Below are 18,060 nucleotides of genomic sequence, written 5' to 3' on the forward strand. Positions count from 1 at the left end.
CACCCCAAGTGCCCCACCGACGCCAGCAGTTGCCAGAAGTCGTCAGCAGTTATCCGCATCCTCCCCCATCGCGAGAGGCACGGGGGGAGGCCTCCACCCCCGAGGAATGGCCATGCCTCGTCCGAACACCGCACAGCTCGCCTACGGTTCCTGCACCGTGATCTTCTCGACCCTCGCCATGCTGTTGCTGTCCCAGACGAGTTCGGGCCTGGGGATCACCGTGATCGCCCTCGCGGCTCTCGCCCTCGGACTCCTCGTCGCCGTGACGGTCCCCTTGCCGAGGTCCGCAGCGGCCGCCGGGCGGTCCGCCGAACGCCCGTCCGCCGCGGCCGGGCGCCCGACGGCGTCCGTCGGATCCGCCGCGCCCGCCGAGTCCGCGCGCGAGCCGGCGAACCCCTGAACCGGGCGCCGTGCCCCCTGCACCGCACAGACTCCACGCACCATGACGCACCACCTCGTCGAGCGGACATGAACCGGCGGGCCCCGCAGACATGGGCCCGCCGGCTCATACGTACGCCGCCGCCGTCACGCTCATCCCCCCGGACCGCTCATACCGTGCTGACCTCCACGGTCCTGGCCGCCTTGTCGTGCAGCCCCTGTTTGTAGGGCCGGTCGAAGAAGCTCCAGCCGCCGCAGATCGCGGTCCACACGCAGAGACAGCAGAAGGCGAACGGCAGCCACAGCACGGCCGCGCGGATCAGCGAGGCCTGCACGGACGGGGTGGAGCCGTCCGCCAGGTTGGCCACCCGCATGTTCAGCAGCCGCTTGCCGATCGTCTGACCCGACCGGGAGATCAGGACGGTGTCGTACGCGATGTAGAGCACGGCGGCGATCACGGACTGGCCGAGGGACTTGCCGTACTCGGCCCGGCCCGCCTCCACGGTGTACTCGGTGGTGCGGAACACCCAGGACAGCAGCCAGACGACCACCCCCACGATGATCATGTCGATGATCCGGGCGAGCACGCGTTTGCCGCTGTCGGCCAGCGGGGGCATCCCGGCGAGGGGGTCCGTGCCGCCGCCGTACGGGCCGCCGGGACCGTAGGGCCCTCCGGCGCCGTAGGGACCCTCGCCACCGTACGGGCCTCCTCCGCCGTAGGGACCGCCTCCGGAGGGCGGGGGTGTGCCGTAGGGGCCCCCTCCGGGGGGCGGGGGCGCCCCGTACGGGGGCTCGCCGCCGGGGGGCGGGCCGGCGGGCGGGGGTTCACTGCCGTACGAGGGACCGCCGCCGTGCTCCGGACCTCCGTGCGGGCCGGGGCCGGGGCCCTCGGACGACGGGGGCTGCTGCTTTCTGAACGGGTCGTCCTCCGGGGAGTCCCCGGAGCCGGAGGGCGGCGGTTCGGTGCTCATGGCCCGAGTCGACCGCGAACCCCGCCGCTCCGCATCCGTAGAGGTCCGTCCGGGTCAGCCCGCCACGAACGTGTGTGCGGCCTTGTCGTGCCAGCACTGGCGCCAGGGACGGTCGAACACACACCACAGGACACCGATGACACCGATGCCCAGCACGCCCGGAACGCTGTAGACCAGCCAGCGGCGCAGGGCCCGGCCGAAGGCCGGCGGCTCATGGCCCTCGATGTCCCGCACATCGAGTCCGCACAGCTTCTTGCCGAGCGTGCGGCCCCACCGGGCGGTCGGCAGCACCTCGTAGAGCACACCGAAGCCGAGCAGCACGGCGAGCACGATGCCGAGATAGACCGAGGTCGTGCCGTCGAGCAGCCAGACCGTGACGGTCCGACCGGACAGCCGGGCCGCGTCGATCTTGCCGTTGACGTGGTCGATCGCCTTGCCGGCCAGCGGTACCGCCGCCGCACCCGTGACCGCCGCCAGGACCAGGGTGTCCAGCAGCCGGGCCGCCAGCCGCTTGCCGAGGCCGGCGGGCCGCGCCGCCGCCTGCGCCCGGGCGGCCGCCAGGAACGGGTCCTCCACCGGCGGCTTCCACGGAGCGGGCGGCCGGTCCCCGCCGGCGTCCGCGCTCGCCAACTGGTGCACTTGCTGCGCCCATGAGGGCTGGCCGCCGCCCGGGCCCGAGGTCATGGGCGCCCCGGGTCCCGTCGCGGGGCCGGCCTGCTGCGGCAGGCTCGCCGCCGGTTGCTGGGAGAGCGAGCCGGCCTGCTGCGGGACGGACGCCCCCGCCGCGGGCGCCTGGGGCGCCGGGGCCTGCTGGGTCTGGGGTGCCGGGGCGGACTGGGCCTGGGGTGCCGGGGCGGTCCGCGGCGGGGCGACCTTCGGCGCCTGCGGGTCCAGGCCGAGTGCCTGGCGGGCGGCGGCCTGGGCGCTCGGTGTGCGCGCGGCGGACTGCCCCGCGGCGGAACCGGCCGCCCCCGCGCTTCCGCCCTGCTCCCCCGTGCGCGGGGAGAGCGCACGGATCGTCATGGTGCTCTCGGAGGGGGCGGGTTCCTCGGCGCCCGGGGCGGATCCGGTCGCGGCGGGCGGGATGGTGGCGGTGCCGTCCGTCCGGGTGGCCCTGCCGTCGGGCGCACCCGGGGCCGGCAGCCGCGGGTCGGCGGCCTCGGCCGCGCCCCAGGACACCCGGCGGTCCTGCTCGCCGCCGAACCCGGACTGCCGGGAGCGGTCGGCGCCCCAGGTCGAGGGGGGCACCGGACGGTTGTCGTGCGGGGCCTGTGCCGGACCTCCGGCCGGGGTCGCCGAACCGGCCTGGTCGACCGGGTCCTCGTCGAAGAAGTGCGGGCCTGTCTCCTCCACGGAGGGCTCGGCGGGACCCGCGCCGGGCGGGGCCGGGGCTGTGCCGTCGGCGGGTGCCGGCCGACTGGTTCCGGGCACCCAGGCGACCCCGTTCCAGTACCGGACGTATCCGGGAATGGACGGATCCGGGTAGTAGCCTTCGCGGGGCCTGTCGTCACCGGGTGCCGGGGTGGGGGCGCTCATGTCCGTCGTCCCGTATCTGCTCGGGGGGTTGTCTGGGCATCCACAGCTTGTGTGGGCATCCACATCTATCAGAAGCGGGCAGGCAGTACGGCCCCTCCGGCTGTACCCACCCCTTTCCGGGCGATAGCGCGCACGCCCTTCACATACCCGGAACGCACGCCGAAAGAAAGTTCTCGTAAACGCGCGTTCGTACCGGCGGACTCTTCTGTGGGCTCTCGTGCGGGCCCGGCTCAGAAGACCTTGCCCGGGTTCAGGATGCCCAGGGGGTCGAAGACCTGTTTGATCGCCCGGTGCGTCTCCACGCCCACCGGGCCGATCTCGCGCGCCAGCCACTCCTTCTTCAGGAGTCCCACCCCGTGCTCACCGGTGATGGTTCCGCCCAGTTCCAGGCCGAGTTGCATGATCTCGTCGAAGGACTCACGGGCGCGCCGCGACTCGTCGGGGTCCTGTGCGTCGAAGCAGACGGTCGGATGCGTGTTGCCGTCGCCCGCGTGCGCGCAGACCCCGATGGTGAGCCCGTACTTCCCGGCGATCCGTTCGACCCCTTCGAGCATGTCGCCGAGCCGGGAGCGGGGCACGCACACATCGTCGATCATCGTCGTGCCCTTGACCGCCTCCAGCGCGGTGAGCGACAGACGGCGGGCCTTCAGCAGGAGTTCGGACTCGGCCGCGTCGTCGGCCGGGACGACCTGAGTGGCGCCCGCGGCCTCGCACAGCGCGCCGACCGCGGCGAGGTCGGCGGTCGGGTCCGGGGTGTCGAAGGCGACGAGCAGCAGCGCCTCGGTGGTCTCCGGCAGGCCCATGTGCGCGAGGTCGTTGACGGCCTTGAGGGTCGTACGGTCCATCAGTTCGAGCAGGGACGGCACATGCCTGGCCGTCATGATCCGGCAGACGGCGTCGCAGGCGTCGGCCGCGGACGCGAACTCGGCGGCCAGCACCAGTTGCTGCGGCGGCTTCGGCTTCAGGGCGAGGACCGCGCGGACCACGATGCCGAGCGAACCCTCGGAGCCGACGAAGAGGCGGGTGAGGTCGTATCCGGCGACGCCCTTGGCGGTGCGGCGGCCGGTGGACAGCAGGCGCCCGTCGGCGAGAACGACGTCGAGACCGAGGACGTACTCGGCCGTGACCCCGTACTTGACGCAGCACAGGCCGCCGGAGGCCGTGCCGATGTTGCCGCCGATCGTGCACATCTCCCAGCTGGAGGGGTCCGGCGGGTAGAAGAGGCCGTGTTCGTCCACCGCGCGGGAGAGGGTGGCGTTGATGACGCCGGGCTCGACCACGGCGATACGGTCGACCGGATTGATCTCCAGGATCCGGTCCATCTTGGTGAGCGAGAGCACGATGCAGCCGTCGGAGGCGTTCGCCGCGCCCGACAGCCCGGTGCGGGCGCCCTGCGGGACGACCGGGATCCGCAGGTCGGTGGCGGTCCGCATGACGTGCTGGACCTGCTCGACGGTGTGGGGCAGCACGACCACGGCCGGGGTGCCGGCCGCGCAGAAGCTCGCCATGTCGTGTCCGTACGAGGCCGTGACATCGGGGTCGGCCAGGACGGCCTCGGCGGGCAGGCCCGCCCGGAGGAGGTCGAGGAGGTTGCCGGTGACTTCGTCGCGCGGGGCTTCGATACGGCTCATGATCACAGCGTCGCACCCGGGGTCGGCGGTGGGAACCCCCACGGGAACCCTCGCGAGAACCCACACGAGGGCCCCCGCCGCAGCCCCTCCGGGACCCTGCCGTCAGGGTCCCGGAGGCCCGGGGGTCAGGGCCCCGGAGGCACGGGTGGGCGGGTCACAGGTTTCCGCGCTTCTCCTGCTCGCGCTCGATCGCCTCGAACAGGGCCTTGAAGTTGCCCTTGCCGAAGCCCATCGAGCCGTGCCGCTCGATGATCTCGAAGAACACGGTCGGACGGTCCTGGACCGGCTTGGTGAAGATCTGCAGCAGATAGCCGTCCTCGTCACGGTCGGCGAGGATCTTCAGCTCGCGCAGGGTCTCGACGGGGACGCGGGTGTCGCCGACCCACTCGCCGAGGGTGTCGTAGTACGAGTCCGGGGTGTCGAGGAACTGCACGCCCGCCTCGCGCATCGTGCGGACCGTGCGCACGATGTCGTTCGTGTTGAGCGCGATGTGCTGGACGCCGGGGCCGCCGTAGAACTCCAGGTACTCGTCGATCTGGGACTTCTTCTTGGCGATCGCGGGCTCGTTGATCGGGAACTTGACCTTGAGCGTCCCGTCGGCCACGACCTTCGACATCAGCGCGCTGTACTCGGTCGCGATGTCGTCGCCCACGAACTCCTTCATGTTCGTGAAGCCCATGACCTTGTTGTAGAACTCGACCCACTCGTTCATGTGGCCGAGTTCGACGTTGCCGACGCAGTGGTCGATCGCCTGGAAGGTGCGGTGGGCCGGCGGCTCGACGATCGGGTCGGCGGCGGCGTAGCCGGGGAGGTAGGGGCCGTCGTAGCCGGTGCGCTCGACCAGGGTGTGGCGGGTCTCGCCGTAGGTGGCGATCGCGGCCAGGACGACGGTGCCGTGCTCGTCCTTCGTCTCGTACGGCTCGGCGACCGAGGCGGCGCCGTGCTCGATCGCGTACGCGTACGCCGCGCGCGCGTCCGGGACCTCGATGGCGAGGTCGACCACGCCGTCGCCGTGCTCGGCCACGTGCCGGGCGAGGAAGCGGCCCCAGTCGGTGGCGGGCTTGACGACCGAGGTGAAGACGAAACGGGCGGAGCCGTTCTCCAGGACGTACGAGGCGGTCTCGCGGCTGCCGGTCTCCGGTCCGGAGTAGGCCACGAGCCGCATTCCGAAGGCGGTGGAGTAGTAGTGCGCGGCCTGCTTGGCGTTGCCCACGGCGAAGACGACCGCGTCCATTCCCTTCACCGGGAAGGGGTCTGCCTCACGCGCGGTGTCCGGGGTGTGGTGTGTGGTCTGCGTCATGTCCGCAGCCTCACCCCTCTCCGCAAGGTGCGCAATAGTTTGCGTATTGCCTGGGCATTCTGCCCAGTGAAAGGCCCGGATCGCCGGGCGTTCTGTACAGGATGACCATCAGGGAGTGCGGTGTGGCGATCGATCATCTGGACGCCCGGCTCATCGTGTTGCTGGCGCGCGAGCCGCGCGTCGGGGTGCTGGAGATGTCCCGGCGGCTCGGCGTCGCCCGCGGCACGGTCCAGGCGCGGCTGGACCGTCTCCAGTCACAGGGGGTGATCCGCGGCTTCGGGCCGGAGGTGGACCCGGCCGCGCTCGGCTATCCCGTCACGGCGTTCGCGACGCTGCAGATCCGCCAGGGCCAGGGCCCGGACGTACGGGCCCATCTGACGACCGTGCCCGAGGTCCTGGAACTGCACACCACCACCGGCAGCGGTGACATGCTGTGCCGGCTGGTGGCCCGCTCGAACGCCGATCTCCAGCGGGTGATCGACCGGGTGGTGGGCTTCGAGGGAATCGTGCGCGCCTCGACGGCGATCGTCATGGAGAACCCGGTTCCGCTGCGGGTCATCCCCCTGGTGGAACAGGCGGCGCAGGACCAGGAGCGGGCCTGACCGGGCGGGCCGACGGCTGCTGCTGCCGGACGGCGCGGGCAGGCCTCCTCGTCAGGCCTCGCGAGGGACCGGGTTCGCGGTGGCGCGCAGCACCGGGTCATGGCGCAGTCGTACGAAGGTGACCAGCAGGGTCAGGGCCTGCACCACGGCGCATGCGCCCATGACGTCGGTCAGATACGGCGGCGGGGTGAGGGCGAGCACGACGCCCGCCACCGGGAAGGGCAGCAGCAGGATCAGGATGGTCAGGGAGAGCGTCGTACCGAAGGCCGCGGGCGGGATGATCAGCGACCGCAGGGTGCGCAGGACGACGGTGAGTCCTCCGTCCGCGGCCATGAAGAGGGCCACGAGGGCCGCGTAGCCGGCGTACGAGGGGGCCCAGGGCACGGCGAGGCAGGCGGCGGCCGCGACCGTCCCGCTGATGACGCCGACCCCCCACAGGCCCGCCCGGTTCAGCGCGAACCGGCAGCAGGTGACCACGACCAGGGTGGCGGCGGCGGCCACCGACCAGAGCGTGCCGACGGCGGCCGGGGAACGGCCGAAGCGGCCCTCCACGAGGACGGGGCTCGCCGACTGCAGCAGACCGAGCGCGAGATTGGAGAAGGCCAGCCCGATCACGAGCCGCCGCAGGGACGGGAGCGACCGCAGGGTGCTCCATCCTTCCCGCATGCCTCCGCCCGTCCCCTGTCCGCCGCCGCGCCCGGCGCGCAGGGGAGTGGGCGGGGTCTGGAGGGCGAGCCCGGCCGACAGGAAGGACAGCACGCTCAGACAGGCGAGCATGCGGGTCGGTCCGGTCAGCAGCAGGACGCCGCCGAGGGCCGGGCCGATGAGGGTGGCCGTCTGGTCGATGCCGATCAGCACCGACTGCACCTTGTGGGACTGCCCTTCGGCCCGGCGGCTGACGATGGCGCCGACCGCCTCGTTGGCGATGAAGCTGAACTGGGTGAGGGCACCGGTCACGGCGGCCAGCGCCATGACGGTCACGGTCTCGGCCGTCCCCGGGGGCAGCATGGTCAGGACGACACCGGCGCCCGCCACCAGCAGGGCCCGCAGGAGCGAGGCGAGGAAGCACACGATGGCCGCGCCGCTCCGGTCCACCAGCGCGCCGGCGAAGCTGAACGCGGCGACCCGGGGTATCCACTCCAGCGCGAACGCCAGACCCGTCAGGGACGCGGAACCGGTGGTCGCCAGCACCACGAGCGGCATGGCGTAGGTCGCCATGGAGTAGGCGAGCGCGTCGCAGGCGCGCGGTGCGTAGACCCGCCGGAACAGACTGCCTGTGGGCACTGCCGCATGCCGACCGGCCGGTCGGACCTCGTAAAGAGAGACGGTCACGGAGTGGGGGGCTTTCGGTAGCGGGGGCGCGAAAGGGGCGCGGCGCGGCGTCCCGGGCCATTTCGGGCATGCACATGCCACGAATGGGGCCGCGATGCCTGGTTGAGGTGTGAACTACGGAGCGGTAACAACATAGCGGAACAGGAGCCTCCTGAAGAGTCCCGGGGAGCACCCCTGACAGACGGGGAGCGCCGCCCGGCATGCAAAGTGATCCTTGCAAAGAAACCGTTGCAAGGTTTTCTTTGCAACACTATCTTTGTACTCATGTCCGAGCAGCCCGACGACCGTCGTATCCATCAGCTCGACGCCCGTTCACTGCGCGGGCTCGCCCATCCGCTGCGCATGCGCCTGCTGGACGCCCTGCGCTTCGGCGGCCCCGCCACCGCGTCCCAACTCGCGGCGAGGCTGGGCGAGTCGAGCGGCGCCACCAGCTACCACCTGCGTCAGCTCGCGGCGCACGGCTTCGTCGAAGACGCCCCGGAGCAGGGCAAGGGGCGCGAGCGGTGGTGGAGGGCGGCCGTTCAGGGCCTGCGCTTCGACGACGATCTGCTCGAGGACGCCAACCCGGCCGTCCGGGGCGCGGCCGACTTCTATCTCCACGAGCTCGCCACGAGCCATGCACGGGAGGTGTCGACCTGGCTCGGCTCCCGGCACGAGTGGTCCGAGCAGTGGGGCCGCAGCACGGACATGAGCAGCATGACCCTACGACTGACCCCGGAACTCACCCGGGAACTCGTCGGGAAACTGCACGCACTCGTGGACAGCTACCGCGACCTGCCCGCCGCCGAGGACGCCCCTGACGCGGAGACGGTCCGCATCCACACGCACGCCTTCCCCCTCGCCACGGACTGAGAGGCACCGCCGATGCACCCCGAGATCCACCTCGCACTGCACCGCGCCCACGCCACCGAACTCCACGCCCGGGCACACGCCCAGGGGCGCGCCCTTGACGCCAGGCCGCCCCGGGACCTGCGGGTACGCCTCGGCTGGACCCTCGTCGAGGTCGGGCTGCGACTCGCCTCCCCACCCCGGAGCGTCGCCGTCCCGCAGGTCTAGTGCTGTGGCCGGGAAGGTTTGCCGGTGAACCTTTCCGGTCGCAGCGCTAGCAGCTCGGTACCGACTTGCCCTTCTCCAGGGCCATCAGCGACGCGACCGCCCCGTTCAGGGTGGTCACCGGGACCAGGCGCAGGCCCTTGGGGAGTTCCGCCCGCGCGTCGGTGCACTCCTCCTTCGGGACCAGGAAGACCGTCGCGCCGTCACGGCGGGCGGCCTGCACCTTGAGGGCGACCCCGCCGACCGCGCCCACATTGCCGGTCGCGTCGATCGTGCCCGTACCGGCGATGGTGCGGCCGCCCGTGAGGTCGCCGCCGGCGCCGTCGCCCTCCAGCTTGTCGATGACCCCGAGGCTGAACAGCAGACCCGCGCTGGGGCCGCCGACGTCCGCGAGCTTCAGCGTGACCTTGACGTCCTTGTCGCTGACGTGCAGGTACTTCAGTGCCGCTCGGCTGGCCGCGTCCTGGGACTGCTGCATCTGCTCGGCGTTGTGCCGCTCGATCTCCTCGACGTTGTTGCCGCTCGGGTACACCGCGTCGCGCGGCAGGACCGAGCGGTCCGTGCGGAACCAGCCGTCGATCACATCGCCGAGCGAGACGGACGCGTCGGGGCCGGTCGCCTCGATCGTCGTCATCCGCAGCTGGCCCGTCGTCGTGCGCATGGGTGCCCCGCTGACCGTGATCACGGGGGCGCCCTTGTTCTCGCCGAGGACGTTCGCCGTCATGCCGGGCTGCGCCACGGCGAACGGCAGCGGCGCGAACACCGCCGTGGCGAGCAAGGCCACGACGGGAAGGGCGCAGACGGCGACGGCCTTGGGGCGGGAGAGGCGAGAGAGCACGGGATCAATCTAACGCGAGGACGTGTCCCGGCCACGTGCCGGTCGGACCGGGCGGCGATCATGCCTGTGGGCGGGTTGGCCCGGGTGGCGGCCAGGGCGGCCGCAGGCGGGTCCGGCCAGCGGTCGGTCGTGCGTCAGCCGCGGGTCAGCCGGGGTAGAGGTCCCTTCGGTCCGTGGTGAAGCGCCGTAGTGCCTCCGGGAGGGGTGCGATGCCGATCCCGGGTGCCGAGGGCACCGGCAGATGGCCGTCCTGGAGCACGAACGGCTCGGTGATGTCCTCGGCGAAGTAGCGGGCGGACGCCGAGGTGTCGCCGGGGAGAGTGAAGCCCGGCAGGGCGGCCAGGGCCAGATTGGGTGCGCGGCCGATGCCCGTCTCCAGCATGCCGCCGCACCACACCGGCACCCCGTGCGCTCGCGCCACGTCGTGCACACGGCGGGCCTCCAGATAGCCGCCGACCCGCGCGGGCTTCACGTTCACGACCCGGCAGGCGTCCAGCGCGATCGCGGAAGCGGTGTCGCGGGCGGAGTGCAGGGACTCGTCCAGACAGACGGGTGTGGTGATCCGCCGCTGGAGCAGGGCGTGGGCGTGCAGGTTGTTCTCCTCCAGCGGCTCCTCGATCAGCAGCAGCCCGAACTCGTCCAGCCTGCGCAGGTGTTCGGTGTCGGCGAGCGTGTACGCCGTGTTCGCGTCGACCTGGAGGGGCAGCGCCTCCCCGAAACGCTCACGGACGGCCCGTACGGGCTCCACGTCCCAGCCCGGTTCGATCTTCAGCTTGATCCGCACATACCCCTCGGCCAGGTAGCGTTCGACGTCGTCCAGCAGTCGGGGTACCGAGTCCTTGATGCCGACCGACACCCCGGCCGGCACCCGGTCCCGTACCGCGCCCAGACAGGTCGCGAGCGACATGCCGTACGCGCGCAGCTCCGCGTCCAGGACCGCCGTCTCCAGGGCCGCCTTCGCCAGCTCGTGTCCTTTGATCCCCGCCGTGGCCGGGGCCAGCGCGGCCGTGGTGAGGTGCGGCAGCGCGGCGGCGCGCGGCAGCAGGAACTCACGCAGGACGATCTCCGCGCCGGCCACGAACTCGGAGCAGTACCGCGGTTCGGGATCGCCCGCGAACTCCGACCAGCCCTCGGCTGCGTCGGTGACGACATGGAGCAGGAAGGTGTCCTTCGTGGTCATGGTCCCGAAGGAGGTGCGGAACGGGGTGACGAGCGGGATCGCCACATGGACGATCTCGACGCGTTCCAGTCTCATGCCGGGGCCACCTCCTCGCGGGTGAGCGTGTACCAGCCGTCCCGGGACATGGCGGTGGCCGTGAACCCCTCGGCGAAGGCCTTGGTGAACACCTCGCGGACGGCGTGCCGCCAGCGCAGCGCGAGCGCCGGGTCGGTGGCGCGCAGGGCGACCACGTCATGGGGGACGCGGCACCACAGGGTCCGGTCGTCCAGGGAACGGCGGGCGAGTGGTCCGCCGTCGGGGGCCGTGGAGGTCTCCGCCGTTCGAACGGTGGCGGGTGCGGGCGGCCGGCGAGGTGCCACCAGGTTCCAGGTCACCGTGAGCCGGTCGCTCTCGTCGCCGTCGTTCACACCGTCGGCCATCGGACCGTAGAAGTCGACCAGGTACTCCGTGCCGGTCGCGCCCAGCTTCACCAGGTTGAAGCGGGCGTTGCGGGCGACCAGCGGGTCGAAGGTCCAGCGCAGGGTGCGGGCGCCGCGCCCCAGCAGCCAGGCGCGCTGCGCCTGCTTCACCACGGGGCCGAGGCCCGGGTCGGCCGCCGCCAGCAGGGAGTACGCGTCCGCCTCGGCCGGCGGCCCGAAGACCGCGGCGCAGGCCCCGGCGAGCCGGCCCCCGTCGGCGGTGTACGCGGCGTGCACGGCCCCGCCCGCGTGCACCACGCTGTGCAGCACCTCGGCCGGCAGCGGCGGGGAGCTGCGGGGCGTGCGCCAGACGTCGCTGAAGTAGTCGGCCACGGCGGCGAGAGGGGCCACGCCCTCGACGGTACGGAGGCGGACGCCCGCGGCACGAGCGGACTCCTCCGCGAGCCGGGCCGCCCGCTCCTGGGCCACGGACAGGTCCGTCGGATCCGTCGAGTCCGTCTCTGCAGTCATGGATCGAGTCTCGGGGCCCGCGACTCCCCCTCGCGTTGTACGGGCGGCCAAAGAGTGCGTACGTTCGTGAGGGGATCAGCCAACATACGAAGGAAGTGACCCCTTGGACGTCGGCACTCTCGGCGATCTGCTGGACGTGGTCGGCGAGCCCTCCGTACGGCTGCGCGCCGCCCCCACCGGGCTGTCGGCGCCGGTCACCGAGGCGCTGCTGTACGACGCCCATGCCCCGCTCCCCCGGGCGCCCGGCGCCCTGCTGCTCGCGGTGGGCGTGCCGGGCGCGGACGCCGGGCCGCTGACCCGGGCCGCCGCGGCGGCGGGGATGACCGGTGTCGTCGTACGCGGCACGGACGGGCCGGTCGCCGAGGCCGAGGCGGCCGGGATCGCCCTGCTCTCGGTCGACGAGGACGCGGCCTGGCACCAGGTGCACCTGCTGCTCGCGTCGGCGCTCGGCGCCCGCCCGGCGACCGGCGGCGGGGACGCCCGCGGGGAGCTGTTCGCGCTGGCCGACGCGGTGGCCGCGGCGGTCGGCGGGGCCACGACGATCGAGGATCCGGGGCAGCGGATCCTCGCCTACTCCACGGTGCCGGGACAGGCCACGGACGAGGATCGCCGCCAGGGAATCCTGGGGCTGCGGGTGCCGGGCAGCCCGGCGAACACCGAACAGTACCGGACGGTCTTCGCGGCACGGGGCCCGGTGCGGCTCCCGGCGCTCGCGGGCGCGCTGCCCCGGCTCGCGGCCGCCGTCCGCGCCGGGGGCGAGACCCTCGGCTCGCTCTGGGTCGTGGACGACGGCCGGCTCGCGCCCGACGCCGAGGAGGCGCTGGCGCGGGGCGCGTCCACGGCAGCGCTGCTCCTGCTGCGGGCGCGCGCCGCGCGGGATCTGGCCCGGCACCAGGACGGCGATCTGCTGCGCCGGCTCCTCGACGGCACCGCCGACCCGGCCGCGGCCGGGCACCGGCTCGGCCTCGACACGGTACGGGTCGCCGCGTTCGTACCGGCCTCCCCGGCGTCCGCGCCGGACGGCGAACAGACCGCGCTGCGGCTGCTGGATCTCGTACGCCTGCAGTGCGAGGCCCGTTACGGGCGGCACGCGTGCGTACTCGTCGACGGGGTCGTGTACGCGCTGCTGCCCGCGTCCGGCGACCGCGCGCAGCGGCACCGGCGGCTGGCCGACGACATCGTGCGGCGGGCCGGACAGGCACTGCGGGTGCCGGTACGAGCCGGGCTCGGTGAGGTGGTGCCCTCGCTCGCGGGCGCGCCGGAGTCCCGGGCGGACGCGGACCTGGTTCTGCGCGTGCTCGGACCGGAGCTGCCGGTGGCGTGCGTGACCGAGGTACGGCCGCGGATCACCCTGCTGCGGCTGGCCGAAGTGATGCGGGACAGCCGGGAGTTGAGCGCCGGGGCGTGGCGGGCGGTCCTGGACCACGACGCCGCGCACGGCACCGCCCATGCGCACACCCTGCTGGCGTGGTTCGAGGCCGGCTGCGACATGGCGGGCGCGGCCGAGCGGCTGGGGGTGCACCCCAACACCTGCCGCTACCGCCTCCGGCAGATCCACCGGCAGCTCGGCGTCGATGTGCGCGATCCGGACGAACGGCTGGTGCTGTGGCTCCAGTTGAGGGTTCTGGGCGGCTGATCCGCCCCCCCCGTCAGCGCAGCGCCTCCGCCACCTCCCGCGCCGCGTCCACCACCCGCGGACCCACCCGCTCCGGCACCGTGTCCGACAGCATGACGACCCCCACGCTGCCCTCGACCCCGTTCACCCCGAGCAGCGGTGCCGCCGCCCCGCTCGCGCCCGTCTCCAACTCCCCGTGGGTCAGCGTGTAGCCGGTCTCGGGGAGTTGCTGCCGGCGGGCGGCGAGTATGGCCCTGCCTGCGGCTCCCCGGTCGAGCGGATGCCGGAAACCGGCCCGGTACGCCACGTGGTAGTCGGTCCAGGACGGCTCGACCACGGCGACGGCCAGCGCCTCCGCGCCGTCGACCAGGGTGAGGTGCGCGGTCGCGCCGATGTCCTCGGCGAGGGCTCGCAGTGCGGGCATCGCGGCCTCCCGTACGAGGGGGTGCACCTGGCGGCCGAGGCGCAGCACACCGAGCCCGACCCGGGCGCGGCCCCCCAGGTCGCGGCGGACCAGGGAGTGCTGCTCCAGCGTGGCCAACAGCCGGTACACCACGGTCCGGTTGACGCCCAGCCGGGTGGACAGCTCGGTGACCGTCAGCCCGTGGTCCGTGTCGGCCAACAGCTTGAGGACTCTGAGGCCCCGGTCCAGCGTCTGGGAGGTCTCCGCGGTCACGACGCCCACTCCTTAGTGGTGAGGACGGCGGCCCCCTCGCGGCGGATGCGTCACCGAGTCCCGTTCGGCGACGCGCTTCAGAGGCCGCCGATCGGCCGGCGGCCCGGGCGGCCCCCGGGCTCGGTCGCTTCACGGCTGCGCTCCGCGGCGGCGCTGCCACGGGGCGTGTGCGTAGCGGGACAGTAGCGACACGGTTCGCTGAGCGGAAGGCTCTGTCCAGAATCCGATCGACGGCCGGTACGCATCGGTTCCTTTTACGGTGGTATATGAGCGACTCGCGACCTGATGCGCGCGGTCTTCAGCGAGATGCGCTCGGTCTTCCGCGAGATGCGCACGGCGTGCGGCCTACGGCGGGACGTACGCGAAGGCGAAGGGTTCCGGTGCCGGGCGCCCCGGCACCGGAACCCGGCACCGCGTCAGCTCACCGCATCCGCGTGGCCCACTCCTGGACCTTGGCGATCCGCTGGCGCAGCTGGCCCGCGGTGCATTCGGCGCTCGGCGGGCCGCCGCACACCCGGCGCAGTTCGGTGTGGATCACGCCGTGCGGCTTGCCGCTCTGGTGGACGTACGCGCCAACCAACGTGTTGAGCTGCTTGCGCAGTTCCAGCAGCTCCTTGTGGGTGACCACCGGGCGCCGTTCGGCGGGCAGTTCGAGCAGATCCGCGTCCGTGTCCGGCTTCTTGCGGCTGTGCGCGATCTGCCGGGCCTGCCGCTTCTGCAACAGCAACTGGACCTGCTCCGGCTCCAGGAGGCCCGGGATCCCGAGGTAGTCCTGCTCCTCCTCGCTGCCCGGGTGGGCCTGCATGCCGAACTCGGCGCCGTTGTACATGACCCGGTCGAAGACGGCGTCGGACTCCAGCGCCTCGAACGGCAGCATGTCCTGCTCGCCTGTGTCCTCGTCCTGCTCCCGGTTGGCCTCCTCCATCTCCTTCTCGGACTCGGCGTACGGGTCCTCCTCGCCGTCCTTCTTCGGCTTGTCGAGGACGTGGTCGCGTTCCCGCTCCATCTCGTTGGCGAAGGTGAGCAGGTCGGGGACCGTGGGAAGGAAGACGGAGGCGGTCTCGCCGCGGCGCCGGGACCGTACGAAACGGCCCACGGCCTGGGCGAAGAAGAGCGGGGTGGAGATGGTGGTCGCATACACCCCGACCGCGAGCCGCGGCACGTCGACGCCCTCGGACACCATACGGACCGCGACCATCCAGCGGTCGTCGTTGCCGCTGAACTCGTCGATGCGGTCGGAGGCTCCCGCGTCGTCGGAGAGCACGAGGGTCGCCTTGTGCCCGGTGATGTCCCGGATGAGCTTCGCGTAGGCGCGGGCCGAGTCCTGGTCGGAGGCGATGACGAGGGCCCCCGCGTCCGGGATGGCCTTGCGGACCTCGGTGAGCCGCTGGTCGGCGGCGCGCAGCACGCTCGGCATCCAGTCGCCGCGCGGATCGAGGGCGGTGCGCCAGGCCTGGCTGACGGCGTCCTTGGTCATGGGCTCGCCGAGCCGGGCCGCGATCTCGTCGCCCGCCTTGGTGCGCCAGCGCATGTTGCCGCTGTAGGAGAGGAAGATGACCGGCCGCACGACCCCGTCGGCGAGCGCGGACCCGTATCCGTACGTGTAGTCGGCGGCGGACCGCCGGATCCCGTCGTTCCCCTCCTCGTACGCCACGAACGGGATGGGGTTGGTGTCGGACCGGAACGGCGTACCGGTCAGGGCGAGCCGACGGGTCGCGGGTTCGAACGCCTCCAGACACGCCTCGCCCCACGACTTGGAGTCGCCGGCGTGGTGGATCTCGTCGAGGATGACGAGCGTCTTGCGCTGCTCGACGCGGTTGCGGTGCAGCATGGGCCGGACGCCGACGCCCGCATAGGTGACGGCGACCCCGTGGTACTCCCGGCTGAGCGGTCCCGCGCTGTACTCGGGGTCGAGCTTGATCCCGATCCGCGCGGCCGCCTCCGCCCACTGCTTCTTCAGATGCTCGGTCGGCGCGACCACGGTCACCTGCTGCACGACGTGGTGGTGCAGCAGCCAGGACGCGAGCGTCAGCGCGAAGGTCGTCTTGCCGGCGCCGGGCGTGGCGACGGCGAGGAAGTCACGCGGCTGCTCCTGGACGTACTTCTCCATCGCACCCTGCTGCCAGGCACGCAGCTTGCTGGCGGTACCCCAGGGTGCGCGGCCCGGGAAGGCGGGCGAGAGGTGGTGCGAGGAGCCGGTGGCTGAAGCGGTGGCGGGCCTGGACGGCTCACCGTCCAGGGTGGCGGCTGTCGGGCGGGAGGTAGTCACGGTCTCCGGTTCGATGGGGGTCTGGGGCGGCTCGGCTACGTATGACAACCGGGCCACCCTACCGGTGTGCTCACCCGCTCCCGGGGCCGACGGCGCCGCATCCGGCCATGGTGCGACAGGGGTCACAGATCACGGAGTACGGCCCCGGAGGATCACCGTTCGTGCAGCCGGGTCGTCACCCAGGCCCCCACCAGGGCGACCACCGCCATCGGCAGGAACACCGCGGCGAAGGCGGCCGGGTGGGAGCCGCCGGAGGCCGTCCCGGCGGCCGTGGGGGCGACCGTGCCGCCGCCGAGCGCGGCGAACGCGGCGCCGCCCGCGGCGAGCAGGACGACGTTGGAGAGACCGTCGGAGATCTGCAGGGCGGCCGAGTTGGCGCCCGCCTCCTCGGGGCGCGACAGCTTCAGCAGCAGCACGCTGGTCGAGGAGATCACCAGGCCCATGCCGAAGCAGCCGAAGCCCCAGGCGACGGCGACGATCCACACCGGCACGGCGTGCACCAGCACACTCGGCGCCGTCACGATCGCGAGCGCGACCACGATCATGCCGAGGGTCATCAGCCGGTCCCGGTACGCCTCCAGGCGCGGCCTCGACTGGAGATACGACCCGAGTGCCCAGCTTCCGCCGCTCGCCGCGAGGGAGAACCCGGCCAGCGTCGGCGACAGCCCGCGCTGGGTGACGAGCATGAGCGGGATGAAGCTCTCCGCCGAGACGAAGGCGCCCGCCGCCACTCCCCGCAGCAGCACCACGGACGGCAGTCCGCGCGCCGCCCGGTAGGTGCCGCGGGGAAGCAGTCGGAGGGCCGCCGGTACGAGCAGCGCGGCGCCCGCGACGCCGGGGACGAACGAGACCCAGCTCAGGTCCTGGGCGGCGTACTGCAGAAGCCCGGCGCCGAACGAGACACCGAACGCGAGACGGATACGGCGGGCGTCGAAGGGGGCGGCGACGGCCTCCTTCGCTGGGCCGCCCGCCCGGCGCCGTATCTGCGGCAGGGCGAGGGCCAGGGGGAACACCACCAGCACCGGGATGCCGATGAACACCCAGCGCCAGCCGAGCTGTTCGGTCACCGCGCCCGCGGCCAGCGGGCCGACCACCGTCGGCACCACCCAGCCCGCCGCGAACGCGGCCATGATCGCCGGTCGCAGGCGCTCCGGGTAGGCGCGGCCGACCACGACGTACAGGGCGACGATGACCAGGCCGCCGCCGAGCCCCTGAACCGCCCGCCCCACGATGAACAGCCACATCGCCCCGGCCGTGCCGGACAGCAGCAAACCGGCGGCGAACGCGGCGATACCCCAGGTCAGCGAGGTGAGGGGGCCGTTGCGGTCCGACCACTGGCCCGCGAGCACCATGCCCAGGAGGCTGGTGGTGAAATACCCGGAGAACGCGAAGGCGTACAGCGACAGCCCGTCCAGCTCCCGTGCCGCGACCGGCATCGCGGTGCCGACGGCCGTCGCCTCGAAGGCGATGAGCACGACGACCGAGACGATGCCGACACTGAGCGCCCGGTACGGCCCGCTCAGCACGCCGACGGAGTCGACCGGCGGGACGGAAGGGGCGACGGCGGTGTCGCGGGGTTCCAGGGCTGTCATGCGGTCAGCGTAAGGGGCTCGGAGCACATTGGCTCCTGTCCCGAGTCGCTGATCGCCTGGGACCTTGGTCCTAGGGCCGCCCGGCTCGGTTCATGAACGGCGTGTGGCAGCCCCATTGCGGCATATGGCTGTCCCGTTGCGGCGTATGGCAGTCCCGT

Annotated in this window: 16 protein-coding genes; 5 read left to right on the top strand and 11 right to left on the bottom strand. The window is 72.7% G+C overall.

Annotation, left to right across the window (positions count from 1 at the left end; genetic code table 11):
• Positions 1 to 112: 112 nt before the first annotated feature.
• The gene (locus AB0L95_RS24285) at positions 113 to 400 is read left to right on the top strand and encodes a hypothetical protein (RefSeq protein WP_365164381.1); all 288 of its coding nucleotides are present in this window, start codon (positions 113 to 115) and stop codon (positions 398 to 400) included.
• A 148-nt stretch (positions 401 to 548) separates the two neighbouring features.
• Here the strand turns inward: AB0L95_RS24285 and AB0L95_RS24290 are convergent, their stop codons facing one another.
• The 4 genes from AB0L95_RS24290 to hppD all read right to left on the bottom strand — a co-directional run bounded on the left by AB0L95_RS24290 (position 549) and on the right by hppD (position 5,816).
• Positions 549 to 1,349 carry an RDD family protein gene (locus AB0L95_RS24290; protein ID WP_365164383.1) on the bottom strand — a complete coding sequence of 267 codons (801 nt, stop codon included), beginning with the start codon at positions 1,347 to 1,349 and terminating at the stop codon, positions 549 to 551.
• A gap of 54 nt (positions 1,350 to 1,403) precedes the next feature.
• A complete protein-coding gene (locus AB0L95_RS24295) occupies positions 1,404 to 2,885 on the bottom strand; it encodes an RDD family protein (protein WP_365164386.1) in 1,482 nt (493 codons plus the stop codon).
• A gap of 230 nt (positions 2,886 to 3,115) precedes the next feature.
• Positions 3,116 to 4,522, bottom strand: coding sequence for an FAD-linked oxidase C-terminal domain-containing protein (locus AB0L95_RS24300; protein WP_365164558.1), 1,407 nt, complete (start codon positions 4,520 to 4,522; stop codon positions 3,116 to 3,118).
• 148 nt (positions 4,523 to 4,670) lie between these two features.
• A complete protein-coding gene (gene hppD, locus AB0L95_RS24305) occupies positions 4,671 to 5,816 on the bottom strand; it encodes a 4-hydroxyphenylpyruvate dioxygenase (RefSeq protein WP_365164388.1) in 1,146 nt (381 codons plus the stop codon).
• 122 nt (positions 5,817 to 5,938) lie between these two features.
• On the opposite strand from hppD, the gene AB0L95_RS24310 reads away from it, so the two are divergent.
• Positions 5,939 to 6,418, top strand: a complete 480-nt coding sequence (locus tag AB0L95_RS24310; protein WP_365164390.1) for an Lrp/AsnC family transcriptional regulator — start codon at positions 5,939 to 5,941, stop codon at positions 6,416 to 6,418.
• A gap of 51 nt (positions 6,419 to 6,469) precedes the next feature.
• On the opposite strand, the gene AB0L95_RS24315 is transcribed toward AB0L95_RS24310, so the two are convergent.
• Entirely contained in the window at positions 6,470 to 7,750 is a 1,281-nt protein-coding gene (locus AB0L95_RS24315) for an MFS transporter (protein ID WP_365164392.1), read from the bottom strand.
• 264 nt (positions 7,751 to 8,014) lie between these two features.
• On the opposite strand from AB0L95_RS24315, the gene AB0L95_RS24320 reads away from it, so the two are divergent.
• Together AB0L95_RS24320 and AB0L95_RS24325 are read left to right on the top strand one after the other, a co-directional pair.
• The gene (locus AB0L95_RS24320; RefSeq protein WP_365164394.1) at positions 8,015 to 8,602 is read left to right on the top strand and encodes a helix-turn-helix domain-containing protein; all 588 of its coding nucleotides are present in this window, start codon (positions 8,015 to 8,017) and stop codon (positions 8,600 to 8,602) included.
• A 12-nt stretch (positions 8,603 to 8,614) separates the two neighbouring features.
• Positions 8,615 to 8,806, top strand: coding sequence for a hypothetical protein (locus AB0L95_RS24325; RefSeq protein ID WP_365164397.1), 192 nt, complete (start codon positions 8,615 to 8,617; stop codon positions 8,804 to 8,806).
• A gap of 46 nt (positions 8,807 to 8,852) precedes the next feature.
• Here AB0L95_RS24325 and AB0L95_RS24330 read toward each other — a convergent pair whose 3' ends face one another.
• The 3 genes from AB0L95_RS24330 to AB0L95_RS24340 all read right to left on the bottom strand — a co-directional run bounded on the left by AB0L95_RS24330 (position 8,853) and on the right by AB0L95_RS24340 (position 11,750).
• Positions 8,853 to 9,641, bottom strand: coding sequence for a S16 family serine protease (locus AB0L95_RS24330; protein ID WP_365164399.1), 789 nt, complete (start codon positions 9,639 to 9,641; stop codon positions 8,853 to 8,855).
• A gap of 145 nt (positions 9,642 to 9,786) precedes the next feature.
• Positions 9,787 to 10,896, bottom strand: coding sequence for an o-succinylbenzoate synthase (menC, locus tag AB0L95_RS24335; RefSeq protein WP_365164401.1), 1,110 nt, complete (start codon positions 10,894 to 10,896; stop codon positions 9,787 to 9,789).
• Positions 10,893 to 11,750: a chorismate synthase gene (locus tag AB0L95_RS24340; RefSeq protein WP_365164404.1), complete on the bottom strand. Its 858-nt coding sequence runs from the start codon at positions 11,748 to 11,750 to the stop codon at positions 10,893 to 10,895. The genes menC and AB0L95_RS24340 overlap by 4 nt, the downstream gene beginning before the upstream one ends.
• 103 nt (positions 11,751 to 11,853) lie before the next feature.
• Here AB0L95_RS24340 and AB0L95_RS24345 point away from each other — a divergent pair, with 103 nt between their 5' ends.
• On the top strand, positions 11,854 to 13,386 hold the full coding sequence (locus tag AB0L95_RS24345) for a helix-turn-helix domain-containing protein (RefSeq protein ID WP_365164406.1): 1,533 nt from the start codon (positions 11,854 to 11,856) through the stop codon (positions 13,384 to 13,386).
• A 13-nt stretch (positions 13,387 to 13,399) separates the two neighbouring features.
• Here the strand turns inward: AB0L95_RS24345 and AB0L95_RS24350 are convergent, their stop codons facing one another.
• From AB0L95_RS24350 to AB0L95_RS24360, 3 genes are all read right to left on the bottom strand, one after another.
• Positions 13,400 to 14,041: a helix-turn-helix domain-containing protein gene (locus AB0L95_RS24350; protein ID WP_365164408.1), complete on the bottom strand. Its 642-nt coding sequence runs from the start codon at positions 14,039 to 14,041 to the stop codon at positions 13,400 to 13,402.
• A gap of 421 nt (positions 14,042 to 14,462) precedes the next feature.
• Positions 14,463 to 16,280: a DEAD/DEAH box helicase gene (locus tag AB0L95_RS24355; RefSeq protein ID WP_365164561.1), complete on the bottom strand. Its 1,818-nt coding sequence runs from the start codon at positions 16,278 to 16,280 to the stop codon at positions 14,463 to 14,465.
• A 182-nt stretch (positions 16,281 to 16,462) separates the two neighbouring features.
• Positions 16,463 to 17,902 carry an MFS transporter gene (locus tag AB0L95_RS24360; RefSeq protein ID WP_365164411.1) on the bottom strand — a complete coding sequence of 480 codons (1,440 nt, stop codon included), beginning with the start codon at positions 17,900 to 17,902 and terminating at the stop codon, positions 16,463 to 16,465.
• Positions 17,903 to 18,060 lie beyond the last annotated feature (158 nt).

Origin of the sequence: Streptomyces sp. NPDC052036 (assembly GCF_040680495.1) — a bacterium.
Classification (GTDB): domain Bacteria; phylum Actinomycetota; class Actinomycetes; order Streptomycetales; family Streptomycetaceae; genus Streptomyces.